We start from the raw sequence: 20238 nt of genomic DNA, 5'->3' as shown, positions 1-20238 counted from the left end.
TTGATTTTCCCCGTACGGCATCCGCACTGATCAAGCGGCTGTGCGCGTCAGGACCGGGGTGGGGCCCGGGACGCGGGCCGTTCAGTGAATCCGGGGACGGCCTTGTCCGGGTGCGCCGTGTGGACATATGTGACGGCGATGTGGGGGTGGATACCCCAGACCTCTGGGTCAGGATGTTCTGCCAGTGCTCGGCCTCGCCGTCGCCGGGCCCACAGGCCGAGAGATGTCCCGGCGACCCGGCTGAACGAGTCCACCGTCCGGTCGTCGGTCTTCCTCAGGAGGGGTCAGGCGGTCGGCGGTCGTGGCCGCTCGCGGGCTGTGTTGTTGTGGTGAAGTGGGGGCGGTGCGCGGTGGTTTGGCCTAGTGTCGGGGGTCTCGCGCAGGGCGGCGGTGTGGGGGGCGGGGGCGGGATGGTCGAGGTCGGCGGGCGGGTGTTCGTCAGTCATGCGGGGGCGGACCGGGCGTGGGCGGAGTGGGCGGCCTGGCAGTTGGCGGACGCGGGCTATGCGGTGGAGCTGGATTACTGGGACTGGGGTGCGGGCGACAACTTCGTCCTGAAGATGAATGCGGCGCTGGCCTCGGGCCGGATGCTGGCGTTGTTCTCCGAGGCCTACTTCGATCCGGATCGGTTCACGACCGAGGAGTGGACGGCTGTTCTGGCGGCGACGGAGAAGCTGATCCCGTTACGTATCGACGGGGCGCCCGCGCCTGCGATCCTGCGGGCTCTACTTGCTCCGTCGCTGGTGGGTTTGGCGGTGGACGAGGCGCGGCGGGTGCTGCTGGAGGCGGTGGCCGGGCCGCGGCGCCCTGACGGCGAGCCCACGTTTCCCGGTGTGGCGGGCGGGGGCCGGTTGCGGGGGATGGGTGGGTCGGGTCCGCGTTTGCCGGGGAGTCTGCCGCGGGTGTGGAACCTACCGGGCCGTAATGCGGGGTTCACCGGCCGGGACGGGTTGCTGGTGCATCTGCGGCAGGAGCTGACCTCGGGCTCGCGGGTGGCGGTGCAGGCGCTCAGAGGTCGGGGCGGGGTCGGCAAGACGCAGCTGGCGATCGAGTACGGGCACCGCTTCGCCGGCGAGTACGAACTGGCCTGGTGGATCCACTCCGAGGAACCCGCCCTGATTCCCGACCAGATGGCCACGTTGGCGGTGAAGACCGGAGCCGCCCGGGCCGATACGGCGCCAGAGGAGACGTTGGAGATGCTGGCGGAGGAACTGCGCACGCGGGGGCGGTGGCTGCTGGTCTTCGACAACGCCGAGGACCCCGCCGCCCTGGCCCCGTATCTGCCCGGCGGCAGTGGCCACGTGCTGATCACCTCCCGCAACCCCGCCTGGCAGGATGTCGCGATCGCTGTTGAGGTGGACAGCTTCGCCCGCACCGAATCCACCGCACTGCTCCAAGCCCGCGTCCCGGGGCTGGCCGAGCACGATGCCGATCGGCTGGCGCAGGAGCTGGAGGACCTGCCACTCGCCCTGGTCCAGGCCGCCGCCCTCCTCGCCGACGGCCTCACGGTCTCCCAGTACCTGCACCTCCTTGGTCAGAGCGTCAGCGACGTCCTCGACGAGGGTCGCCCCCACGGATATCCGGTGTCCCTGGCCGCCCAGATCCGCCTCAGCACCCAGCATCTGGCCGACACCCACCCCACAGCCCTGGCCCTCCTGCGAGCCTGCGCCCTGCTCGCACCCGAACCCTTCCCTCTGCACGCCTGCAACCGCCGCGTCCCTGATCCGCCACCGGCCTTGGTCGGGCTGCTGAACAATCCCCTCGCGGCCCGGGGCGCCCTGCGCGCCCTGGCCCGGCAGGGTCTGGCGCGGGTCCAGGACGGGACGGTGCAGCTGCACCGCCTCACCCAGTCGATCGTCCGTGACCAGCTCACCGGGGCCGAGCGCGCCGACGCCGCCCGGGCCGCCGAAACCCTCTTGACCGCCGCTTACCCCGGCAAGGCGGATGATCCGACCACGTGGCCGGCATGGCCCGACATCATCCCTCACCTCCTTACCCCCGAGCCCGCCGACCTCACCACCGGAGCCGGCCGGTACGCGGCGTGTGAGGCCTGCTGGTACCTCGCGGACCGTGGCAACGTCCCCACCGCCTTGCCCCGCCTGCAAAACCTCCACCACACCTGGACCCTGCAGCTCGGCCCCGACCACGAACACACCATGTGGGCCGCCAACTACCTCGCACGCACCTACAGCGACACCCAGAATCACGCACAAGCCCGGGTGCTGACGGAGGACCTGCTCGAGCGACGGCGGCGGGTGCTGGGCGAGGACCACCCCGACACCCTGAACACCGCCTCCAGCCTGGCCAGCTGGCTGGCGGCGTCGGGTGAGGTGGAGGCTGCCCGGGTGTTGGGGGAGGACACGTTGGAACGGCAGCGGCGGGTGCTGGGCGAGGACCACCCCGACACCCTGAGAGCTGCCGCCAACCTGGCAGTCGATCTGGCGGCGTCGGGTGAGGTGGAGGCTGCCCGGGTGTTGGGGGAGGACACGTTGGAACGGCAGCGGCGGGTGCTGGGCGCGGACCACCCCGACACCCTGAGAGCTGCCGCCAACCTGGCAGTCGATCTGGCGGCGTCGGGTGAGGTGGAGGCTGGCCGGGTGCTGGGGGAGGACACGTTGGAACGGCAGCGGCGGGTGCTGGGCGCGGACCACCCCGACACCCTGCTCGCCGCCGCCAACCTGTCCAGCCAGCTCGCGGCGTCGGGCGAGGTGGAGGCTGCCCGGGCGCTGGGGCAGGACACGCTGGAGCGGCAGCGGCGGGTGCTGGGCGAGGACCACCCAAACACCCTGCGCACCGCTGGCATCCTGAATGAACTGCGCGGCGATGCCTGACTCCTGGCACCTCGCCACCGATACGCTGGGACTCCTGCTGGTCCTGATCGTTACGGCCGCGAGCCGGAAGCCGTCCGAGGTGACGCTGTAGTCGAGGACGTCGTACCTGTCTCCCGGATTCGGGTTGGGGCCGGAAGGCCCGAAGGCGAGGGCGTTCTTCACGTCTGTGCTGGTGGCGGCACGTTCCACAAGAACCGCCTCTACGCCCGCAGCAACGTCCTCCTGGGCGTCATGGCCCCCGAATACGATCACCGCAACCCTGAATTGCGCGAATTCATCAAGGCACACCAACTCGACAAGCTCATGAGGGCTTTCGGGCCGAGAGAGACCATGACCACGGTCATCGAGACCCGTCAGGAGCTGTATCTGCGCCTGTTCGAATGTATCTGGAAATCCGAACGACTGGGGTTGCCCGTCTCTGCTGCCGTCGCACCCCCGGAACGACGCATTCGTCCCTGTCGATGAGAACCGAGTGGGTGCAGGCGGTGTGATCGGCAGCCACCCGGTGTGAGGGTCGGTGGCATGCTGCGGTTGGCGTCATGGCGCCTCTGCGCCCATTGGCCGCCCAGGGTTCTGCGCTGTGGTGGAAGATCACGGCCAGTTCGAACCGCGGGGTCGAATCGCCACATACGGGTTCTTGCAGACAAAGGATCCGGCGATCATAATCCGCGTGTCAGGTTCGCGTTCTGCTTCCCGGTTCCGGCCGCTGGCGTGATCGATCCTGCGGCGCTGCTCGGGGTTTCGGTTCGCTGCGTTCGAGCCCATCCTCCGGCGTCGGGAGGAGGTTCCGGCGGCGATACCAGTGGAACAGCCCGCGGCAACGCCTTGACCAAGGACAGGAGCTGGCCGTTGTGTTGAGCAGTGGTGGGTACCCGGCGAGGATGAAGGCTGCCGTCGTGGGGGCGCTGCTCGTTGCCGGTTTCGCTGCCGTTTCGTGTGGCGGCGACGGCAATGCGGTCGGCGCCAGCGGCAAGGTCACGGTCGTCTACGAGGACGACACGATCAAGCCGAAGGACCGGCATGCCGTGGCGGTTGTCCGGAAGTCCGCCGTGCTCGAGCACGTCGCCGGCTGGGTGAACAAGTCGGTCGCCCTCCCGCATGACCTGGTCGTGAAAGTCACCGGCAAGGTCCCACCGGGGGTTACGGATGCGGTTACCCAGCCCGACGGCAGGACGATCTTTGTGCCCCCGCCGTTCCTGACCCAGATCGAAGGGGTTCTGGGCAACGTGGTCAAGACCGTCGAGCGTCCGGCTCTGTTCCCCAGGGCCAGGTTCAACGCCGACGACCTGACCGCGCTGTCGACTCAGTTCATCTTCGGCCACGAGATGGGCCATGCTCTGCAGCGTCAGCTGCTGCTGGCGAACCTCGGCCTCGAGGAGGACGCCGCCGACGGGTTCGCGTCGTTCTACACCGTCAACGAGGTTGGACCCGGTCCGTCGTTGGCAGCTGCGCTCCTTTTCGACGAGCTCGCACGCGAGGAGGGCAGGCTGACCCTGGAGGGGTTCTCAAGCGATCACCTCGTCACCCAGCAACGGGTCTTCAACTTCCTTTGCTACCTGGAGGGGAGCGACCCGAAGAGGTTCCACGGACCCCTGGTCAGTGCGGGATACCTGCCGAAAACCCGCGCCCCGTTGTGTCCGCAGGCATGGGCGATGCTGGACTACGGCTGGTGGACCCAACTCAAGCCACATTTCCGTGGGGCGTTCAAGGACCAGGGCGACAAGACGCAGGAAACCGCACGCGACCAGCTGATCGCGGAGACGAAGGCTTTCGAGAAGCAGATCGACAAGCTCCGCAGCGGGCAATGAGCATGAAGACCATTCGGTTCGCGTCCCCGGCCGTCCCTCAGATCCCATTCCCCTACGATGCGGAAACCCTTCCGTGGTCATCTGACCAGTTCCTCAAGGTGGGGTCAGTGAGTTCAGAGCCTGGTGATCCAGGGCTCGGTGGTTCGATTGCGAGATTCTGAGGCCCGGCAGGCATGAAGAGAGGGCCTCCGGGATGTTTCGTTGCCACGAAACAACCCGTGCCGCAGTCCGACCAACCGTCGCCCCCGCCGACAACATCGCTGCTCCCGCGTGTGCGTGTCTGCTGTGCCGGTTCCCGGGTTTGCCCTTCCAGGAATGCGCGAACTCGCGCGCTTCCGATCCCGGCGGGACCAAGGGGAAGATCGTCGGCATGTACCTGTTTCGGAGGGCGTGAGCGGTCTCCTACTGGGCCAGGCCGTGTCCTGCCGCCAAGGTATGTTGCGCACCATGTCAGATGCTTCGCCCCCCTGCCCCGGGTGTGATCAACCGTTGAAAGCTGGCGGATTCGTCCTCTTTGGCCGGGAGGACGATGGCGCGCGAGCCTGCCGCATGCTGTGGCGGTGCGCCGGCCGGCACGTCTGGTGGAAGTGGGCAGACCGCCCCGAGGGCCTTCTCGAGCGTTGTCCGCACCCGCAGTTGTTTCGATCCTGACATGTACGACTGATACCAACGAGGGTGCACATCGTCGTACCTGAATGATCCAACTCAGCGGTCGCACCTTCTGGTAAACGTGCCGACGGCGAGCGGCCGAACGTACAAGGCAGGTGTCGGCGACACCGCCGCGCCGGATCCGTTCCAGAATGAGCGGTCAACCACGGGCAGTCGAGGCGCGCCAAGGTGCAGACAGCCTCAGACAGGACGAGCGCCGCTGCTCCACGGTTGACCAGCCTCGGAATGTTCACGAGAGACAACGTCAGGGCATTGATCAGCACGGCCTGGACCGCTGGCTCGGGTGTCCGGGGACATGTTGGTGCCCCGGAAAGACCTTCGCCGTCTGCCGTCCAACCTCTCCTCTTGAAGGTGGGACTATGGAAGAGTCGATCTTGGTCGAGTCCATCAAGTACTCCGCTGTGTGCCAGGGATGCGGTGCCGAGGCAGAGTGGTGCGGTGTTCAGGCGCTGGTGGACGAGGCACTGCAGTGGGATGTTGAGTCGACGTGTCCGACTTGCGGGTTTGCCCTGGCCGTTTGTGGCGGCGACCTGCCGGAGGAACTGCGGGGCCGGTTACTCTCCGAGCATGGGCAGGCAACGTTGCAGGTCGCCCCGCCGACGAGGAACGCCGCCATCATGCGGGTGCTGCGGGCGGAACTCGGTATCGGCCTGGATGGTGTCCGGGCCGTGCTGGAGCAGGTCCTGATCGGGCAGTACTCAGGGACCCTTCCCGAGATGGAGCTCCTGGCCCGGAAGCTGCGGGCATCAGGCATCGAAGCGGCCGCTTCACGGACGGTGGATTGAGTGAGCCTGCCGACGGAGCGACTGGGTTCGGTGAGGAGGGCCCGCCGCCCTCCGGGCGGCGGGCCCTCGAGAGTAGTAGTAGCAGGGATCAGCCGGCCGTAGCTGCCTGCTCGGCGCGGGCTCGGGTGCTGGCGAGGCGGTAGGAGTCGGTGCCGGTTTCGATGATGGTGCCGTTGAACGTGAGTCGGTCGACGATGGCCGCGGGGTCGGTGAACGTCTTGGTCCAGCCGCCGAACGACTCGTTGAGGCAGAGCCGCCTGGTCGGCCGTTGCCCGAGCCCACCGCGCTGACTCCGACTTCAACGCGAAATTGCCCTCACTGCGACAAGCCGGTCACCGTTGTTGCCCTGCTTGCCGCCCCCGAGGCCGCCCGTCCCACCATCCCCGCAGCAAACCCTGACGTGATTTCGATGCGCAGAGGCTGAACTCGGCTGGACTGCCTGGTCGGTGACGACCATGTGCTGCTGCGCCTGCACGGCGATCGCGAGACAGGTCCCCTCCATCCCTTGGCCGCCGCAGGCATGGATGCCTACGCCTCCGGGCCGAAGGACCGGCGACGGCTCATTGAGCAAGTCGCCGACGGCCTGCGGAAGCACAGGACAAGCAGCCGTATTCGTGAGCCCGTAACGCCAGCTGGGCCACGTTCTTCGCTCCGCTTCGGCGTGGCAAGGGCATGACAGCAATGGCGCTGCAGAGCCCCGCTGGCTCTGGAAGGAAACGGCTGCCCCTGGGCGCTCACCGAAGGCCCGGCCGACGCCGGGACGGCGAAAAGCTCTGGTATGCGGATCCGACGGGACCAGGTAACGTCTTGCTCATGTTCTTCCAGACGCCGATTTACGAGTGAGAGCGTGATGGGCCCCTGCTGACGTCCTTCGACGTCGCCGTGCCCGTCCCCCACCGATGAATCCGTAGATCACTTCACAACATTCCGGGAGAACCCGTGAGCAAGAACATCAACAACCCCGTGGGCATGGGCGGCGGCCAGCGCAAGAAGCTGTCCCGCGCCGAACGGCAGAACAACGGTCCGCACCGCAACCTCGACCGCCAGGGTGCCGCCGACCAGAAGGCGGAGCTGGTGCGCAAGATGCGCGAGAAGGCAGGCACAGCCGAGGGCGCCGGGCAGACGGGCGACAACACCGCACAGAGCTGACGCACCGCCACCGCAGGGCGGCACCGCACGGGGCAGGGCCCGGACCGCGACACGTGGTCCGGGCCCCGCTGCCGTACCGGGCGCGGCCTGGCCCGCTCAGCTCTCGGCCGAGCACCCGCGTCTCAGCCGACCAACCGGAGCAGTCGCAGATTCAGCAGCCCCGTCACCGCCACCCCCCGAGCTGCACCAGCAGCGTCACCTGACAAGTGCCGCCTCCTCCGGCCCCGGCGGCATCACACCAAAGATGGGTCGTCGAGCGCACATTCGCCGGGCACCTACCTTGGACGAGTACACCGCCGAGGCGATCACCGACCTACCTCGCCTACCGACACCGGTGCTGGCCGTACAGCACCAATCCGCACCCGCTGATCAGCCAGAACACGGCACCAGTCACTGCGGCGGTCGGCACGGTCTGGACGGATCAGCGGGTCGAGACGCTACCGGTGAGCGTCGACTGGCTACGGCAGGACCGGATCCTCAAAGAGGCCCTCACCAACGGCGCCGACCCCCTTCACCTCGCGCACGTCTTCTCCCTCGGCGCCAAAACCAGCCTTCGTTGCACCTCCGCCGCCGACATCGGGTCGTTCAGCTACCTGCCACTCAGCGGTGACCTCGGCCCCGCCGAGGTCGGGACAGCGGTGATGCGCATCGCCGGCTGCAACGACATCGACCTGAACATGACGACCGGCCACCTCGGCCCGCCGACCCGCTCGGACTTCGGGGGAGACCTGGACGAAGCAGCGCCGGTAGAAGGTGAATCCATGATCCGCGGCGCACTCAAACGTGCCGCCGACCCTGCGGAGTGCTTTGGCACTTCTGACGGCGAGCGAGCAGTGGCCGCGGCTGTGGTCGCGCAGCATCCTGACGGCGAGCCGGCCTGTTCGAACTACGGCCTGTCAGAGCCGCTATCCGAATTGTCCGCGGACCTTCGAACGCTCGTGGTCGACGCTCTGGACCAAGTGGTACCAGAACGGTCTGAACTCGCTGAGCTGTGGGCTGAAGCTGCGAACGGCCCGAAGTGGCGCCAGGATGTCACCCGCCTTCGCGGCGTGCTCGACCCTCGCCTCCGGCCACAAGTGGAAGCCGTCTTTGACATCTGACCGGACATGAGACAGCGGAAGACCTTGACTGAGTTCGTGACGTGGGCGGGCCTCCATCCGTCCCGTGGTGGTCGTCGCGCTCAACGGTGGGACCGACGAGGAAGCCGCCACAGAGGCCGCCGACGGAGAGGGGTACGACGGGGAATGCGGGAGCTGCGCCGACCGCACCGCCTGCTCCGAGTCGCCCCATCGCGAAGACAACTGGTGGGTCCAGCACACCACCCAGCCCCGTCCCTGGACCAGGGACGGGCAGTCGTCCGCCGATGCCCGCTCATAGCCTGGCTGCCGGTCAGATCCCCTGAGCCTCGCCGCGCCGGGCACGGGCATCTACCGGCCTCCCCCGTACGCGCGGGGATGGTCCCGCCCGCTACTGCCGGGCCCACTAGGGCGTGTGTCTGGTCGTGATCAATGAGCATCGCAGTCTCCGGGGTGGGTGCCCGTCTGGGGTGCGGGGCCCGGCGGTCTGCGGCTGCGCGGTGTGGGTGCGAGTGGCCGGTAGCGTTGCCGCAGGCTGGCAGCGGCGGGGCCCGAGGGCGCCGGCTGGGTGCCTGCGGGGACGGTGTGTCAGGCCGTGGCGAGCCGTTCCAGCAGCAGTTCCACCCTCGGCTCAGCGTCCTCGGGCAGCAGGCGGCCCGCTCGGGTCAGGGTCGCCAGGCCGTGCAGAGCCGCCCAGAACACCTCGGTGAACAGCCCCGGGTGGACGCCGTCGCCGGCGACTTCGGTGAGGCACTCGAGCAGGGCGGCGAAGGCGTCCTTCAGCGGTTCGGGGGTGTCGTCCTGTGCGTACGCCAGGCCGCCGTCGAGGTGGAACAAGGCGTCGTAGACCGCGGGGTTGTGCTCGGCGAAGTCGAGGTAGGTGCGGGCGAGGGCGGCGACCTGCTCGCGCGGGCCGTCCGTGGCGGAGGTCGCGGCCCGTAGTGCCGCGGCCATCTCGGTGGCGCCCTCCAGGGCGACGGCGCCGATGATCTCGCGCTTGCCGCGGAAGTGGCTGTAGAGGACGGGCTGGCTGTACTCGATGCGCTCGGCGAGCCGGCGGGTGGTGACTGCGTCCCAGCCCTGCTGCTCGGCGAGTTCGCGGGCTGTCGCCACGATGAGGCGCTCGCGCTCCGCCCGTTCGCGCTCCTTGCGTTCCTTTACCGACATGAATCGATCCTAGCATCGCTAGACAATCGAGCGTTAGCAGTACTAGCGTTGCCCCATCATCTAGCGACGCTAGTTCACGGAGGGATCGTCATGCTCAACACACTCGAGGTCGTCACCACCGTCGTCGTCGGCCTGATGGTGGGGGTGGAGTTCTCCGTCGCCTTCATCATGAACCGGATCCTGGACGCGCTTCCCGAGGACAGCGGCCAGCTCGGCCACGCTCACGGGGGCCGGATGCTCGGCGCCCTGATGCCGTTCTGGTACATAGGCTCGCTCGTCCTCAGCGCGGTCTGGGCCGTCGCCGGATGGCACCGCCCCGGCACCGGCCTCGTAGTCATCGCCGCCGGACTGCTGATCCTCAGCGTGGTCATGTCGATCCTGCTGCTCGTCCCGATCAACAACCGAAACGGGACCTGGACCCCCGAGAACCGGCCCGCCGACTGGAAGGAGCAGCTGCACCGCTGGAACCGCTACCACTACATCCGCGTCGCCGTGATCGTCGCCGCGTTCACCCTGCTGGTTGCCGCCCTCGCCTGATACCACCGCTGCCCCGACATACACTGACTCGCCCCGTATAAACGTCTTTTGCCCCGTCGGGTGAGCCGGAGAGGGCTTCGGATTTTCTGACCCCGCGGGCCGAGGCCGCGCCGGGGGCCAGTCCCCACTCCTCGGGGGCGGCTGACCACCGAAATCCCGACATTCGGGAATGCAGCTGCCGCTCTTACAGTCCCCTGTACGGCACTTCGACGCTGTCAGTCGCTGAGCTGGATGAAGGTTCGGCTCACGTCGACGGGTCGTTGTCGCGGTGGGCGACCGTGATGAGGCGTTCGGTGCCGGGGGCCTCGAGTTCGTCGACCACGGCGACGGCCAGGTCCTCGGCGCTGATCCACGACTGGCCGTCGGCGCTGGTGAGCAAGGTGTCCGTACCGCGCCGGTAGAGGCCGGTCCGTGTGCCGGGCTCGAGCTGGGCAGGCGGGCTCAGGTAGACCCAATCGGCACCGTCATGGTCCTGGCAGGTCCGTAGCTGGGCGATCCCGGCGGCGGCGACGGTCTTGAACTCGGCAGGCACGTAGGCGGGGTTGTCGGCGACCGGCAGTTCGCGGTCGTCGGGGCTGCGCAGTGCACCGGCGCCGCCGACCACGAAGACGCGGATGCCGAGCTGTGCGGCGGCATCCAGCACGGTACGGGTGGCGCCGACCAAGAACTCCTGGTCGACCGGAATGGTTCGCACGGACAGTACGACGGCGTCCGCGGCTTCGTTGGAGGCGGAGCCGGCGAGGGTCTCGCGTACGGCGGTTGAGTCCTGCGCATCGACCGCGATCGGCGTCACGTTCGGGTCCTCGCTCGCCGGCTTCCGGGACAGGGCAAGCACATGGTGTCCGCGTGCACCGGCCTCGCTGATTACCCGGCTGCCGACCATCCCGGTGGCGCCGAGCACAGCGATCGTCATGCCCGTCTTCATCGCATTCTTCTTCATCGAGTTCATCGATTCCGTTCTCCTTGGATCCGGTCTTCGCGTATGTGATCTACTGCTGTCCTGCTTCGAGCAACACGGCCGAGCAGGTTCGGGGGACTGAGCTGCGCGGCGAGCAAGGCGGCCAGGGCGAGGACGAAGCCAAGGGTCTGCAGCAGGCTCAGGGACTCGCCGAGCGTGATGCCGATGACGGCCGCGACCAGCGGGGACAGCAGCACCAGCGGTGCGGACGCGCCGACCGGCAGCTTTCCGATCCCGCGGAACCACAGGGTGTACGCGATCAGTCCGCCCACGCTGCCGAGCCACAGGTAGCCGCCGACAGCTCCGGCGTCGATCCGCCGCGGCACTCCCTCGATGGCAAGGGCGAGCGGAAGCAACAACAGACCGCCGAACGTCAGTTGCCAGCCGGTCAGGGTGAGGGGACCGGCCCCTGCGGGACGCCCCCAGCGCTTGGTGAGGACGACCCCACCCGCCATGGCGGCCGTACCGCCGAGCCCGGCGAGCACCCCAACCGTGTCCAGCCGGGCCTCGGGCCCGAGCACGACGAATCCGATGCCGACCACGCCGAGCACACCCCAGGCCCATCGCCAGGCCGTCGGCCGGTCGTGCAGCACCGCGATCGCCACCCCGGCGACCAGCAGCGGCTGGGCGGCGCTGAGCGTGGCGGCGACGCCGCCGGGGAGTCGTTCGGCCGCCAGGAACAACAGAGGGAACAGAGCGCCGATGTTGAGTACGCCGAGGACGGCAGCCTTCCACCACCAGTCCCCGCGCGGGAGCACACGGGTGATCGCCAGCGCGAGCAGCCCGGCGGGCAGGGCGCGCATCAGCCCGGCGAACAACGGATGCCCGGGCGGCAGCAGTTCCGTGGTCACGGCGTACGTGGTGCCCCAGGACGCAGGGGCGAGTGCGGTCAGTGCGACGGTCGCCGCCTGCAACGGGGGCGAGGTCCGCAGCGGGGCCGGTGACCGCTCGGTCAAGGTAGGCATGCGATGCAGTCTTGGCCCCGCTCACCATGAATCCAAAGCATGCTTGTCATACCAGCCATGAACCATAACGATGGTTGTGTGGATCTCCAGCAGATGCGGTACGTCGTCGCCGTCGCCGAAACCCGTAACTTCACCCGCGCCGCGGAGCGCTGCTCCGTGGTGCAGTCGGCTCTCAGCCACCGGATCGCAGGACTGGAACGCGAGCTCGGGGTCAAGCTGTTTGCCCGCTCCAGCCGCCGCACCGAGCTGACCAGCGCTGGAACAGCGTTTCTCGTCGGCGCGCGCGAGTGTCTGGCCGCCGCCGACCGCGCGGTCGCCGACGCTGCCGCCGCGACCGGAGTAGTACGCGGCCGGCTCGCCGTCGGCATGATCGTGACCTCGGCCGCCGTCGACGTACCCGAACTGCTGCAGCGGTACCGCTCCCAGCACCCGCACGTCCGCGTCGCCCTCCGTGCCGGCGGCAGCGACACACTGGCGGCGGCGATCCGGAACGGCGAACTGGACATCGCCTTCCTCGGCCTGCCGGAGGGCGAGCGGCCATCCGGTGTGGAAGCCGTCGTTCTCGATCATGACGAGCACGTGCTGGTGGTGCCGGCCGGCCACCGTCTCGCGGGCACTTCCCAGGTCACGCTGCAGGAGGTCGCCGAGGAGACGTTCGTGGACTTCATGGACGGGACGCCGGGACGGGCCCAGTCCGACCAGGCGTTCGCCGCTGCGGGCCTGGTCCGTGACGTCGCGTACGAGGCCGGAGCCGCGTTGGTGACCCGGCTGATCGCGCGCGGGCTCGGCATTGCGCTGCTGCCGTCGGCGTTCATCCGGCCGCTGGCCGAGGAGGACCCCGAACTGGCGTTGGTCCCGGTCGTCGACGGCCCGCGCCGCATCGAGTATCTGGCGTGGAGCCGATTCAACCCCAGCCCGGCAACTCGGGCGATGCTCGACGTCCTCGGGGTCGGACGACAGGTGTAGGCCTGTCCGGCGGCTCAATCCCCCTGCCGGCGGCCGACCTTGCTCCGATCTGCCAGGTCCTCGCCTCCCCGGACCCGGCCCGGGCTGCCGTCACCGCCCTGCTCGTCTTCCACGCCCTGCGGGCCGGCGAGCTCCGCCGCCTGACCCTGGACCAGGTGCTCGCCGCACGAACAGGGCCTCTGCGCCTGCCCGGACGTACCGTCCTGCTCGCCGAACCGGTCCGCGTACGCCTGGGCGCCTACCTCGCCCATCGCAGCCACCGCTGGCCCGGCACCGCCAACCCCCACCTCTTCATCACCCGGCGCTCCGCACTGTCCACCACACCCGTCTCCCGTGCCTGGCTGTACCGGCAGTACCCGGACTCCGCCCACGTGCTGCGCAGCGACCGCATCGTCGATGAGGTACGGGCCGCCGGCGGCGATGCCCTGCTGATCTGCGAGCTGTTCGGCCTCGGCATCAAGGCCGCCACCCGCTACACAGCCGCCGGCGGGAAGTAGACCGCCCGGCGGTGCTCACGATGTCCGCGTGCCCCGCGTGCCTTCCGGTTACCTCGGCGAGATGGATGAGCATCCAGCGGAGGTTGGTGTTGCCCCACCGGCAGTCGGGGTGGCGGCCGACGTCATTCAAAGAGGCCGCGGCCACGATCTCGTTGCCCCCGGTGCCGCCTCGTACGATGCACACGCGCGGCCGGGAGTGCGCCCCATCGCTGCGAGGGAACCGGATGCGCACCACCGGCCGTGGTTTCAGGCCCGGGTGTAGCCGCCGTCGGCGAAGAGTTCGGCGCCGGTGACGAACGACGAGGCGTCCGAGGCCAGGAAGAGGGCGGCCTCGGCGATTTCCTCGGCGTCGGCCAGCCGCCCCAGTGGCACGACGGCCTCGGCGAACTGGTCGACGTCCGGCCCCGCGGCGCCCAGCAGGCCAGGGGTCCGCGTCGGTCCCGGGCTGAGCACGTTGACCCGGAATCGGCGCTCCCGCGACTGCCGGGCCCAGTTGTGCACGAGGTTGCTCACCGCCGCCTTCGAGGCGCTGTAGACCTCGAGTTGCTCATTGGGCCGCACGCTGTTGCTCGAGCCGACGACCAGGATGGAGGCGTTCTCGGCCAGCAGCGGAAGCGCCTTCTGAACGGTGAATAGTGGGCCCTTGACGTTGACGGCGAGCGTCAGGTCGACGTTCGCCTCGGTGTGGGCGCCGAGCGCGGCGTCCGCGACGATTCCCGCGTTGGCCACCAGCACGTCGATGCGTCCGGCCTCCTCGCGGACTCGCGCGTAGAGCGCGTCCAGGTCGGCCAGGACCGAGACGTCGGATCGTACGCCGGTGGCCGCAGGGCCCAACTCCTTGACTGCCGCTTCGAGGCGGCCGATGTCCCGGCCGGTCACGAAGACCCGTGCGCCCTCCCGGACGAAACGGTGGGCGATGGCCAGCCCGATCCCGCTGGTCCCTCCAGTGATCACGGCCACCTTTTCCTGCAGCACGCCTGGCATGTCGAACCCCTTCAGTTGCGGAATGGATCGTCCATAACGTAGGCAGTAATGGACGATCGAGTCAAGAATGGCTAGGCTGAGACCATGGCGAGACCACGCGCATTCGACGAACGCCAAGTCCTGGAGCGGGCCCGGGAACAGTTCTGGGCGACCGGCTATGCAGGAACCCGGATGGACGACATCGCCCAGGCGACCGGCCTGGGCAAGGGCAGCCTGTACGGCGCATTCGGCGACAAGGGCAAGCTGTTCCACCGTGTGTTTGGCGACTGGTGCACCGCAGTCGTTGAGGTGGCCGAAGGGCGGCTGGCAGGTGGCCCGGACGCAGAGGCTTTGGCCCGGCTGTCGGGATACGTGCACCTGATGGCGGAGAACACCGCCTCCGACACCGAGCGCCGCGGGTGCCTGTTGGCCAAGGGCGCGGCGGAACTGGCCCAGCATGATCCGACGGTCGCCGGACGGTCGGCCGAGACCATGACGGCACTGCTGACCCTGCTGCGGACGGAGATCAGCGCCGCCCAGCGCCACGGCGACATCGATAGCGCTGCAGATCCGGAGCAGTTGGCGGCACTGCTGCTGACGGTGGTCCGCGGTATCGAGGCGGTAGGCAAGGCCGGCCTGGACCCGGAGACGCTGCGGAACATTGCAGATACCGCACTGTCGGTCCTGCCCATGCCCGAGGGGCAGAAACGCCTCGCAACCGGGCGCAGCCCGGCCCGCGAGAACTGACTTGCCCTGCGAACCGATCCTCGAGCAGACGTCGGCGCCGGCGGAAAGATCTTTCTGCCGGCGCCGACGTGTCCTGCTGCGTGTTTATACCTTGTTGTATCTCTTGGGCGACTCTGGAAACCGGTTGCGGCTAGCGAAGCCTGTTGCGGTCGAGCATCCGGCGCGTGATGTCGTAGGCCATGGTCATCCCGGTTGCGACGACGGCGGGCCAGACCAGGCGGGGATCCATTGTGCCGTCGGCGATGGCGAAGGTCATCAGGCCACCCCCGCCCAGCGCTCCCATACTTGTCAGCCGGGGAAACGGCGGGACCCACACGGAAATGTCCTTGCGTCGCCAGCCACTGTCGGTAGTCCCAGGGACGGAGAGCGGAGCGGGTGCCGTGGTGAAGGTGCGGCGGTCCGGCTGCTTCTTGCCGTCTTCCTTGTTCTTGCGAGGCATCAAAGGGCTCCATCCGACCAAGAGTGGGTGAGCAGATGTTCCGGGTCTTCCGGCTCTGCACTGGACTCTTCCAGCGTGAAGCCGCACGCCGTCGCCCTTGACACTCCACCTGACACGTCACCAGGAACCGCCCTACCAGGGGATTTACACGTCAGCGGGAGCTTGGCAACCTAACCTGACATGACGCGCACACTGTTGGACGACCTCAGAGAACGTGATTGGGAGTGGGATTGGCTTTCACCAGTCACACCGTGGTGGTCCTGGGGTGACGTCGGCGAGTTCTGGCTGATGCGCCGACTTCTGAGCCGACTGCGGGACAGTCGGCTGGCGTACTGGCACGACCCTGCACGGGAGCCTGTGTGCATCCTTGACGATCTGACGAGGCTTGACACGCGCCGTACGAAGTCCACCACGGACAGGGTCCGCGCGCTGGCGTTACCGCCCAAGCTCCGTACGGTGACCGCCACCCTTGTAGCGGTTCACGGGCTGCAACTGCTCCTCCAGCTCCGCCTCGACCAGTACACGCATCGTGCGCGAAGACTGGGCATTCCCTGGGAGAGGATCCTGCCTGTCCTGGAGTATGGCGACGGTGACCGCAGTCTCCAACGCGATGGCCGGGTCACCACCCGGCAGGCCGTGGAAAAGCGGTGGAAAACGATCGAAGCCGGCGAGGCCGCGCTCGCTCCCTGGACCGGCGGCCCCTTCATGAACGGCCTCGACGAGATCATCGGCATCCTCGCCGCGGAGCACATGCAGCAGGTCGCCGACATCCGCGTCCCCAACATCTTCGACCTCGTCGCCCGTGAGCGAAGTGCGCAGAACGATCAGGAGCGCAGAATGGCCGCCTTGCGCAGAAGAGCGGCCGACGGCCAAGCGGAGTGGCAGCAGACGTGGGATGACTGGTCGCTCCAGCAGCGCACCGCTCTGGCCTCCGTGGTCGCGATATCGCAGCTCCAGTACCGAGCTGCCAACGATCAGGAGAGCCTCGTATACGAGGCACGTCGCCGGGAGGCTACTTGGGAGGACGTTGGTCTCGCACTGGGCATGTCCCGCCAAGCTGCGCATGAGAGATTCAGCGACTGGCTGTCTGGAGACCAGACACTGCCCGTGTCTGACCGACTGCATCACGAGGTCCGCCTTGCATGTGTCGTTGCCAGTCGACTGCTCGACTCGCCTACCGCCTCGACGACAGACAAGGAGTTGGCGCGGCGCTTCTATACCCCCGCCGGCCCCGATTCGGCTTATCGCAACCACCGGCCCGGCTGCTGTCTGAGATGAACAGCACCGAGAACGTTGCCCATCGGTGGTGGGGTCGGGCAGGCCCGGTCAGTCGTCGGCGATCAGACCGGAGATGGGACCACTGGTCGGCGGCGCTGCCTTTTCGCTGTGGAAAGGAACAGGACTGCTCCCATGTCACTAACCCCGGCAAGCCTCCCATCCTCAATGAGGTACGAGCTTGCGGTGTGGCTGAGCGTGCGCGACCTGGCTACCAAGCAGGCCATGATCGGCTTTGTTCCGTGAGCTTCTTGACGACCTGCTAGAAGCGGCACCGGGCCTGGCCCTGCGCACTCTGACCGGCTACAGCCCTGAGCAGCTCAAGACCCTCCACGAAAAGTAGGGCGACGGCTTGCCCTCACTGCCTCATGGACCGCCCCGCTTCTGGACGCTGCCCGCGGGGTGGCCGAACTCCGCGGCCACCCCGACACACCCAACGTCCTGACCACCCCCGCTGGGAACATCCCGAGATCGAACAGGCCCTGCACGCCTGCCGACTGCTGCCCACCCCACCGGCCCGCCGCCGCGCCACGTCCTCCGGCGCCTTGAGGGAGTGCCTCGCCGAGGACGAACGCTTCCGGTCCGCACCTCGGTGCCGAGCGGGACGATCTTGGAGATGAGAAGTGGCAGCTTCAACAGCAGGAGGCAGACATCCTCCACCGCATGCTCGGCCTCATCAGCTACGCCGCCAACCCTCGCCACGTCGACTTGTCCGACCATCCGCAACTGCTCGAAGAGCTCACTCGGCTGTCCGACGAATCCCAGCCGCAGACACGACGTTGACGGGCACGAAGCCCCGCGCCAGATCACCCCGGCCACCTGCCCCAGCCGGCAGTGTCGGCCTCAGCGTTCATTGATGCGGTGCGCGGCTGCGCGAATGCCGACCAACTTGTGTCACGCATGTGATCGGGTTCGCGTAGCTTGCGTCGTTCCCCATGCGAATTGTGTGTGATCTGGGCCACTTCGGTGTCATGGGGTGGTGGCCGTGCCGCGTCCGGCGTGGAGGGATCGCCGCTGTTCAGTGCTCGTTTCGCATCGTCATCCCGATTGGATGATCTATCTCGTCGTGGCCATGGGTGAGCAGTCGGAAAGTCTTTCCTGCGGGGGCGTGAGTGTTCGGCCGTCGAAATCGCTTAGGTGGGTGGTGAGCCCAACGGGGCTCCGGTGCGCCACAGTTGACGTGCTGCCCTCCGTCAGAGGATCCGTGATGACCCACACTCAGGGGAGGCCGGCTTGAACGGCGAGCACGTCCATGAGGGCGATGCCACGCCATACGGCAGGCTGCCGCAGCCGGTGCGCGACCCGTTGGCGCTTCCGCTGGACTTCGAGGCGTTCTACCTCGGACACCAGGAGCTCTTCCATGACTACGCGCACATACAGCTCGGTAGCCGCAGCGACGCTCAGGACGTTGTCCACGCCGTGTTCCTCGACATCCTCACCAGCTGGGACGAGCTTCTGCAGGCGGGGAACTTCGAGCAGCGGGCGTGGGCGATCGTTCGTCGGACTGTGGACGAGCGGCTGGAGAGCGAGGGCCGCGGGCCGGCCTTCGTGAGCACCGTGCTCGGTGCCGCGCGGGACAAGCTGAGCCTGATGGAAAGCAGGACGGGACTGTACGAGGCCATCGCCGCCCTCCCGCCCCGGCAGTTCGACGTCATCGTGCTGCGTCACCTCCTCGGGTACCCGCCGTCGCGCATCGCGTGGTTCATGGGCCTCAACGAGCGGACCGTCGACTACCACGGCCGCAAAGCCAAGGAACGGCTGCGCGTCCAGCTGGGATTGCCCGCCGACACGAAGAAAGGGGAGCGCACATGACCTCCGCCATCGATGACCTTCTGGCAGACGCCGCTGTCTCCCTTCCCGCCCCCCGCGCCTTCAGCGTTCCGGCAGCACTGTGCCGGCTGGCCGCCGACGCCGCACTCGCGGCACCCGCGGCCGAGGTGTACAGGGCATCGCAGGCAGGACAGCGCCTGGGCATAGTCTCCCGCTGGGTCCTCAACGAGCCGGGCGCCGCGCTGCATATGGATCGGCTGGCGGCCGATCCCGAAGCCGGCATCCACATGACCGAGGAGCAGCTCGACATCGAGGGCGCTCTCGTCTTCGCCTGCCTGCTCTACCTCACCGGCCACCCCGAAAGCGCCCAGTTCTGGTGGCAGATCGCCGCCGGGGCCGGTCATCGGGCTGCCGCCTACTGCCTTCATCTGCACCACCTCGAGCTCGGCGAGAGCAGGGAGGCGCAGCACTGGTACCGGCAGGTCATCCACGCGTCCACCGGTGCATCTGCGCCGGACGACGAGTTCATCGAGGGTCTGGAGATTTTCGCCCGCTACGTGCGGCACAACGGATCAGCGGCGAGCCCACCCACTGGCGGACTGGAGGCCGAGATCAACCGGCTGGCTGCCCGAAACAGCAGTTGCGCCATCGTCAGCCGACCTGACCGGCGCCTGGCCGAACGGCTCCACGACTTCACCGCCCGCCGCTGACGATCGCCGTCGCCGGCTGCTGTGCGGTACCGCGACGAGTGGGGCCCGCGCGGGCGGGCCCCGTCGGTCGCAGCTGTGTGGTCAGTGGTGCGTTGAGGGAATCGGGCCTTGATTCCTCTGCCGGAGAGGAGACTGCCGCATCCCGCGACGCCGCAGGCGTGCTGTTCACGATGCGATGGCCGCTGCTTCCTCATCGTCCAGGACGGCAGCGACCTGTTCCTGGGCACGCTGGATGTGGGCCCTGCTCGCTTCCTGGAACTCTGGGGTCCGCACCTGGGTGCGGATGTGCTCCTCCACGGCTTCGCGGATCACCGCGTTCGCGGTCGCGTCCTTGACGGCGGCAAACGCATTCACCTTCTGCAACAGCCGTTCCGGGAATCGCACCGAGACAACGACGTGGCGCTCTTTGTCCTTCGGACGGACAGTCGGACGAGTCTGCTGGGTTTCAGGCACAAAGATCCCTCTCTCGTAAGGGAGGCGCGCCAGCCGCTCCGGCCAAGGACAAGGTGGCGTGCCTCCTGCTGCAAGTCGTACGCGGGCATGCGGGTTCCCAGGTGAAGGTTTTCTCCGCCGGTCCAGCGTAGTGGTTCTGTAGTGTCATAGTGCGCGTCTTTTGTAGTTGCGTTCGTTACACGACAAGAAACTGTCGCCTCTGTAAGTCCCCGACTTGAAGCCCGGTCAAACGGTGCCGTGCTGCCGCGAGTGTCGAGCACCGCGGGATCGACTGCTTCAACTCAGTCCGTGCGGCCGCCCCGTGAATCTCGACATCAGCCCAGGTCGACCAGGTATGGAGAGGGCCTCGCGGCTGACGGGTGATCGATTCCGCATCGCCCTCCACCACTTGGCGGGATTCCGAGTGCCGCACGGCGCACGCCGCCGACGGTCTCCGCGGTGGTGCGCGGGCGCGATCGAACCGACAAGATGGC

At 68.0% G+C, this 20238-nt stretch carries 21 protein-coding genes and 1 pseudogene; 14 read left to right on the top strand and 8 right to left on the bottom strand.

The window, feature by feature from the left end; translation table 11 throughout:
* Window positions 1–410: 410 nt before the first annotated feature.
* From fxsT to ACQPWZ_RS00320, 4 genes are all read left to right on the top strand, one after another.
* Window positions 411–2831 carry an FxSxx-COOH system tetratricopeptide repeat protein gene (gene fxsT / locus ACQPWZ_RS00335; protein ID WP_433570198.1) on the top strand — a complete coding sequence of 807 codons (2421 nt, stop codon included), beginning with the start codon at window positions 411–413 and terminating at the stop codon, window positions 2829–2831.
* A 231-nt stretch (window positions 2832–3062) separates the two neighbouring features.
* Window positions 3063–3296: a hypothetical protein gene (locus ACQPWZ_RS00330; protein ID WP_433570197.1), complete on the top strand. Its 234-nt coding sequence runs from the start codon at window positions 3063–3065 to the stop codon at window positions 3294–3296.
* Between the two features lie 416 nt (window positions 3297–3712).
* Complete coding sequence (locus tag ACQPWZ_RS00325) at window positions 3713–4639, top strand: DUF4344 domain-containing metallopeptidase (protein ID WP_433570196.1); 927 nt, start codon at window positions 3713–3715, stop codon at window positions 4637–4639.
* A gap of 1028 nt (window positions 4640–5667) precedes the next feature.
* The gene (locus tag ACQPWZ_RS00320; RefSeq protein WP_433570195.1) at window positions 5668–6093 is read left to right on the top strand and encodes a hypothetical protein; all 426 of its coding nucleotides are present in this window, start codon (window positions 5668–5670) and stop codon (window positions 6091–6093) included.
* 88 nt (window positions 6094–6181) lie between these two features.
* On the opposite strand, the pseudogene ACQPWZ_RS00315 reads toward ACQPWZ_RS00320, so the two are convergent.
* Window positions 6182–6337 (bottom strand): annotated as a pseudogene (locus tag ACQPWZ_RS00315) (ATP-binding protein); the annotation flags it as partial.
* 695 nt (window positions 6338–7032) lie between these two features.
* On the opposite strand from ACQPWZ_RS00315, the gene ACQPWZ_RS00310 reads away from it, so the two are divergent.
* From ACQPWZ_RS00310 to ACQPWZ_RS00300, 3 genes are all read left to right on the top strand, one after another.
* Window positions 7033–7242, top strand: coding sequence for a DUF6243 family protein (locus ACQPWZ_RS00310; protein ID WP_093896585.1), 210 nt, complete (start codon window positions 7033–7035; stop codon window positions 7240–7242).
* A gap of 443 nt (window positions 7243–7685) precedes the next feature.
* Window positions 7686–8342 (top strand): DUF4259 domain-containing protein, encoded by a 657-nt coding sequence (locus tag ACQPWZ_RS00305; RefSeq protein ID WP_433570194.1) that lies wholly within the window; start codon window positions 7686–7688, stop codon window positions 8340–8342.
* 64 nt (window positions 8343–8406) lie between these two features.
* Window positions 8407–8619 (top strand): hypothetical protein, encoded by a 213-nt coding sequence (locus ACQPWZ_RS00300; protein WP_433570193.1) that lies wholly within the window; start codon window positions 8407–8409, stop codon window positions 8617–8619.
* 287 nt (window positions 8620–8906) lie between these two features.
* Here the strand turns inward: ACQPWZ_RS00300 and ACQPWZ_RS00295 are convergent, their stop codons facing one another.
* A complete protein-coding gene (locus ACQPWZ_RS00295) occupies window positions 8907–9485 on the bottom strand; it encodes a TetR/AcrR family transcriptional regulator (RefSeq protein WP_433570192.1) in 579 nt (192 codons plus the stop codon).
* Between the two features lie 90 nt (window positions 9486–9575).
* Between ACQPWZ_RS00295 and ACQPWZ_RS00290 the strand changes: the two genes are divergently transcribed.
* Entirely contained in the window at window positions 9576–10022 is a 447-nt protein-coding gene (locus ACQPWZ_RS00290; RefSeq protein ID WP_433570191.1) for an anthrone oxygenase family protein, read from the top strand.
* A 244-nt stretch (window positions 10023–10266) separates the two neighbouring features.
* On the opposite strand, the gene ACQPWZ_RS00285 is transcribed toward ACQPWZ_RS00290, so the two are convergent.
* Both ACQPWZ_RS00285 and ACQPWZ_RS00280 read right to left on the bottom strand, forming a co-directional pair.
* Window positions 10267–10935 carry an NAD(P)-dependent oxidoreductase gene (locus tag ACQPWZ_RS00285; RefSeq protein WP_433573746.1) on the bottom strand — a complete coding sequence of 223 codons (669 nt, stop codon included), beginning with the start codon at window positions 10933–10935 and terminating at the stop codon, window positions 10267–10269.
* Window positions 10936–10967: 32 nt separating this feature from the next.
* Complete coding sequence (locus ACQPWZ_RS00280) at window positions 10968–11945, bottom strand: EamA family transporter (RefSeq protein ID WP_433570190.1); 978 nt, start codon at window positions 11943–11945, stop codon at window positions 10968–10970.
* 78 nt (window positions 11946–12023) lie between these two features.
* Here ACQPWZ_RS00280 and ACQPWZ_RS00275 point away from each other — a divergent pair, with 78 nt between their 5' ends.
* Both ACQPWZ_RS00275 and ACQPWZ_RS00270 read left to right on the top strand, forming a co-directional pair.
* The gene (locus ACQPWZ_RS00275) at window positions 12024–12911 is read left to right on the top strand and encodes a LysR family transcriptional regulator (RefSeq protein ID WP_433573745.1); all 888 of its coding nucleotides are present in this window, start codon (window positions 12024–12026) and stop codon (window positions 12909–12911) included.
* Entirely contained in the window at window positions 12839–13408 is a 570-nt protein-coding gene (locus ACQPWZ_RS00270) for a hypothetical protein (RefSeq protein ID WP_433573939.1), read from the top strand. Before ACQPWZ_RS00275 ends, ACQPWZ_RS00270 begins: the two co-directional genes overlap by 73 nt.
* Here the strand turns inward: ACQPWZ_RS00270 and ACQPWZ_RS00265 are convergent.
* Window positions 13368–13553 carry a DUF664 domain-containing protein gene (locus ACQPWZ_RS00265; RefSeq protein WP_405575713.1) on the bottom strand — a complete coding sequence of 62 codons (186 nt, stop codon included), beginning with the start codon at window positions 13551–13553 and terminating at the stop codon, window positions 13368–13370. The two genes, ACQPWZ_RS00270 and ACQPWZ_RS00265, sit on opposite strands and share 41 nt — an antisense overlap.
* Before the next feature lie 101 nt (window positions 13554–13654).
* Window positions 13655–14392: an SDR family NAD(P)-dependent oxidoreductase gene (locus tag ACQPWZ_RS00260; RefSeq protein ID WP_433570189.1), complete on the bottom strand. Its 738-nt coding sequence runs from the start codon at window positions 14390–14392 to the stop codon at window positions 13655–13657.
* 84 nt (window positions 14393–14476) lie between these two features.
* Between ACQPWZ_RS00260 and ACQPWZ_RS00255 the strand changes: the two genes are divergently transcribed.
* A complete protein-coding gene (locus tag ACQPWZ_RS00255; RefSeq protein ID WP_405566685.1) occupies window positions 14477–15118 on the top strand; it encodes a TetR/AcrR family transcriptional regulator in 642 nt (213 codons plus the stop codon).
* Window positions 15119–15248: 130 nt separating this feature from the next.
* Here ACQPWZ_RS00255 and ACQPWZ_RS00250 read toward each other — a convergent pair whose 3' ends face one another.
* A complete protein-coding gene (locus tag ACQPWZ_RS00250) occupies window positions 15249–15557 on the bottom strand; it encodes a hypothetical protein (RefSeq protein ID WP_405566682.1) in 309 nt (102 codons plus the stop codon).
* A gap of 456 nt (window positions 15558–16013) precedes the next feature.
* Here ACQPWZ_RS00250 and ACQPWZ_RS00245 point away from each other — a divergent pair, with 456 nt between their 5' ends.
* The 3 genes from ACQPWZ_RS00245 (at window position 16014) to ACQPWZ_RS00235 (ending at window position 19312) form a co-directional block, all read left to right on the top strand.
* The gene (locus ACQPWZ_RS00245) at window positions 16014–16835 is read left to right on the top strand and encodes a hypothetical protein (protein ID WP_433570188.1); all 822 of its coding nucleotides are present in this window, start codon (window positions 16014–16016) and stop codon (window positions 16833–16835) included.
* 1230 nt (window positions 16836–18065) lie between these two features.
* A complete protein-coding gene (locus tag ACQPWZ_RS00240; protein WP_433570187.1) occupies window positions 18066–18644 on the top strand; it encodes an RNA polymerase sigma factor in 579 nt (192 codons plus the stop codon).
* Entirely contained in the window at window positions 18641–19312 is a 672-nt protein-coding gene (locus ACQPWZ_RS00235; protein ID WP_405566674.1) for a hypothetical protein, read from the top strand. The genes ACQPWZ_RS00240 and ACQPWZ_RS00235 overlap by 4 nt, the downstream gene beginning before the upstream one ends.
* A 165-nt stretch (window positions 19313–19477) precedes the next feature.
* On the opposite strand, the gene ACQPWZ_RS00230 is transcribed toward ACQPWZ_RS00235, so the two are convergent.
* On the bottom strand, window positions 19478–19765 hold the full coding sequence (locus tag ACQPWZ_RS00230) for a hypothetical protein (RefSeq protein WP_405566672.1): 288 nt from the start codon (window positions 19763–19765) through the stop codon (window positions 19478–19480).
* Between the last annotated feature and the right edge of the window lie 473 nt (window positions 19766–20238).

The sequence above is a fragment of the Streptomyces sp. CA-251247 genome (assembly GCF_050952975.1).
Taxonomy (GTDB): Bacteria; Actinomycetota; Actinomycetes; order Streptomycetales; family Streptomycetaceae; genus Streptomyces; species Streptomyces achmelvichensis.
The sequence above is the reverse complement of the archived record's forward strand: the minus strand, read 5'-3'. Positions and strand labels throughout refer to the sequence as shown.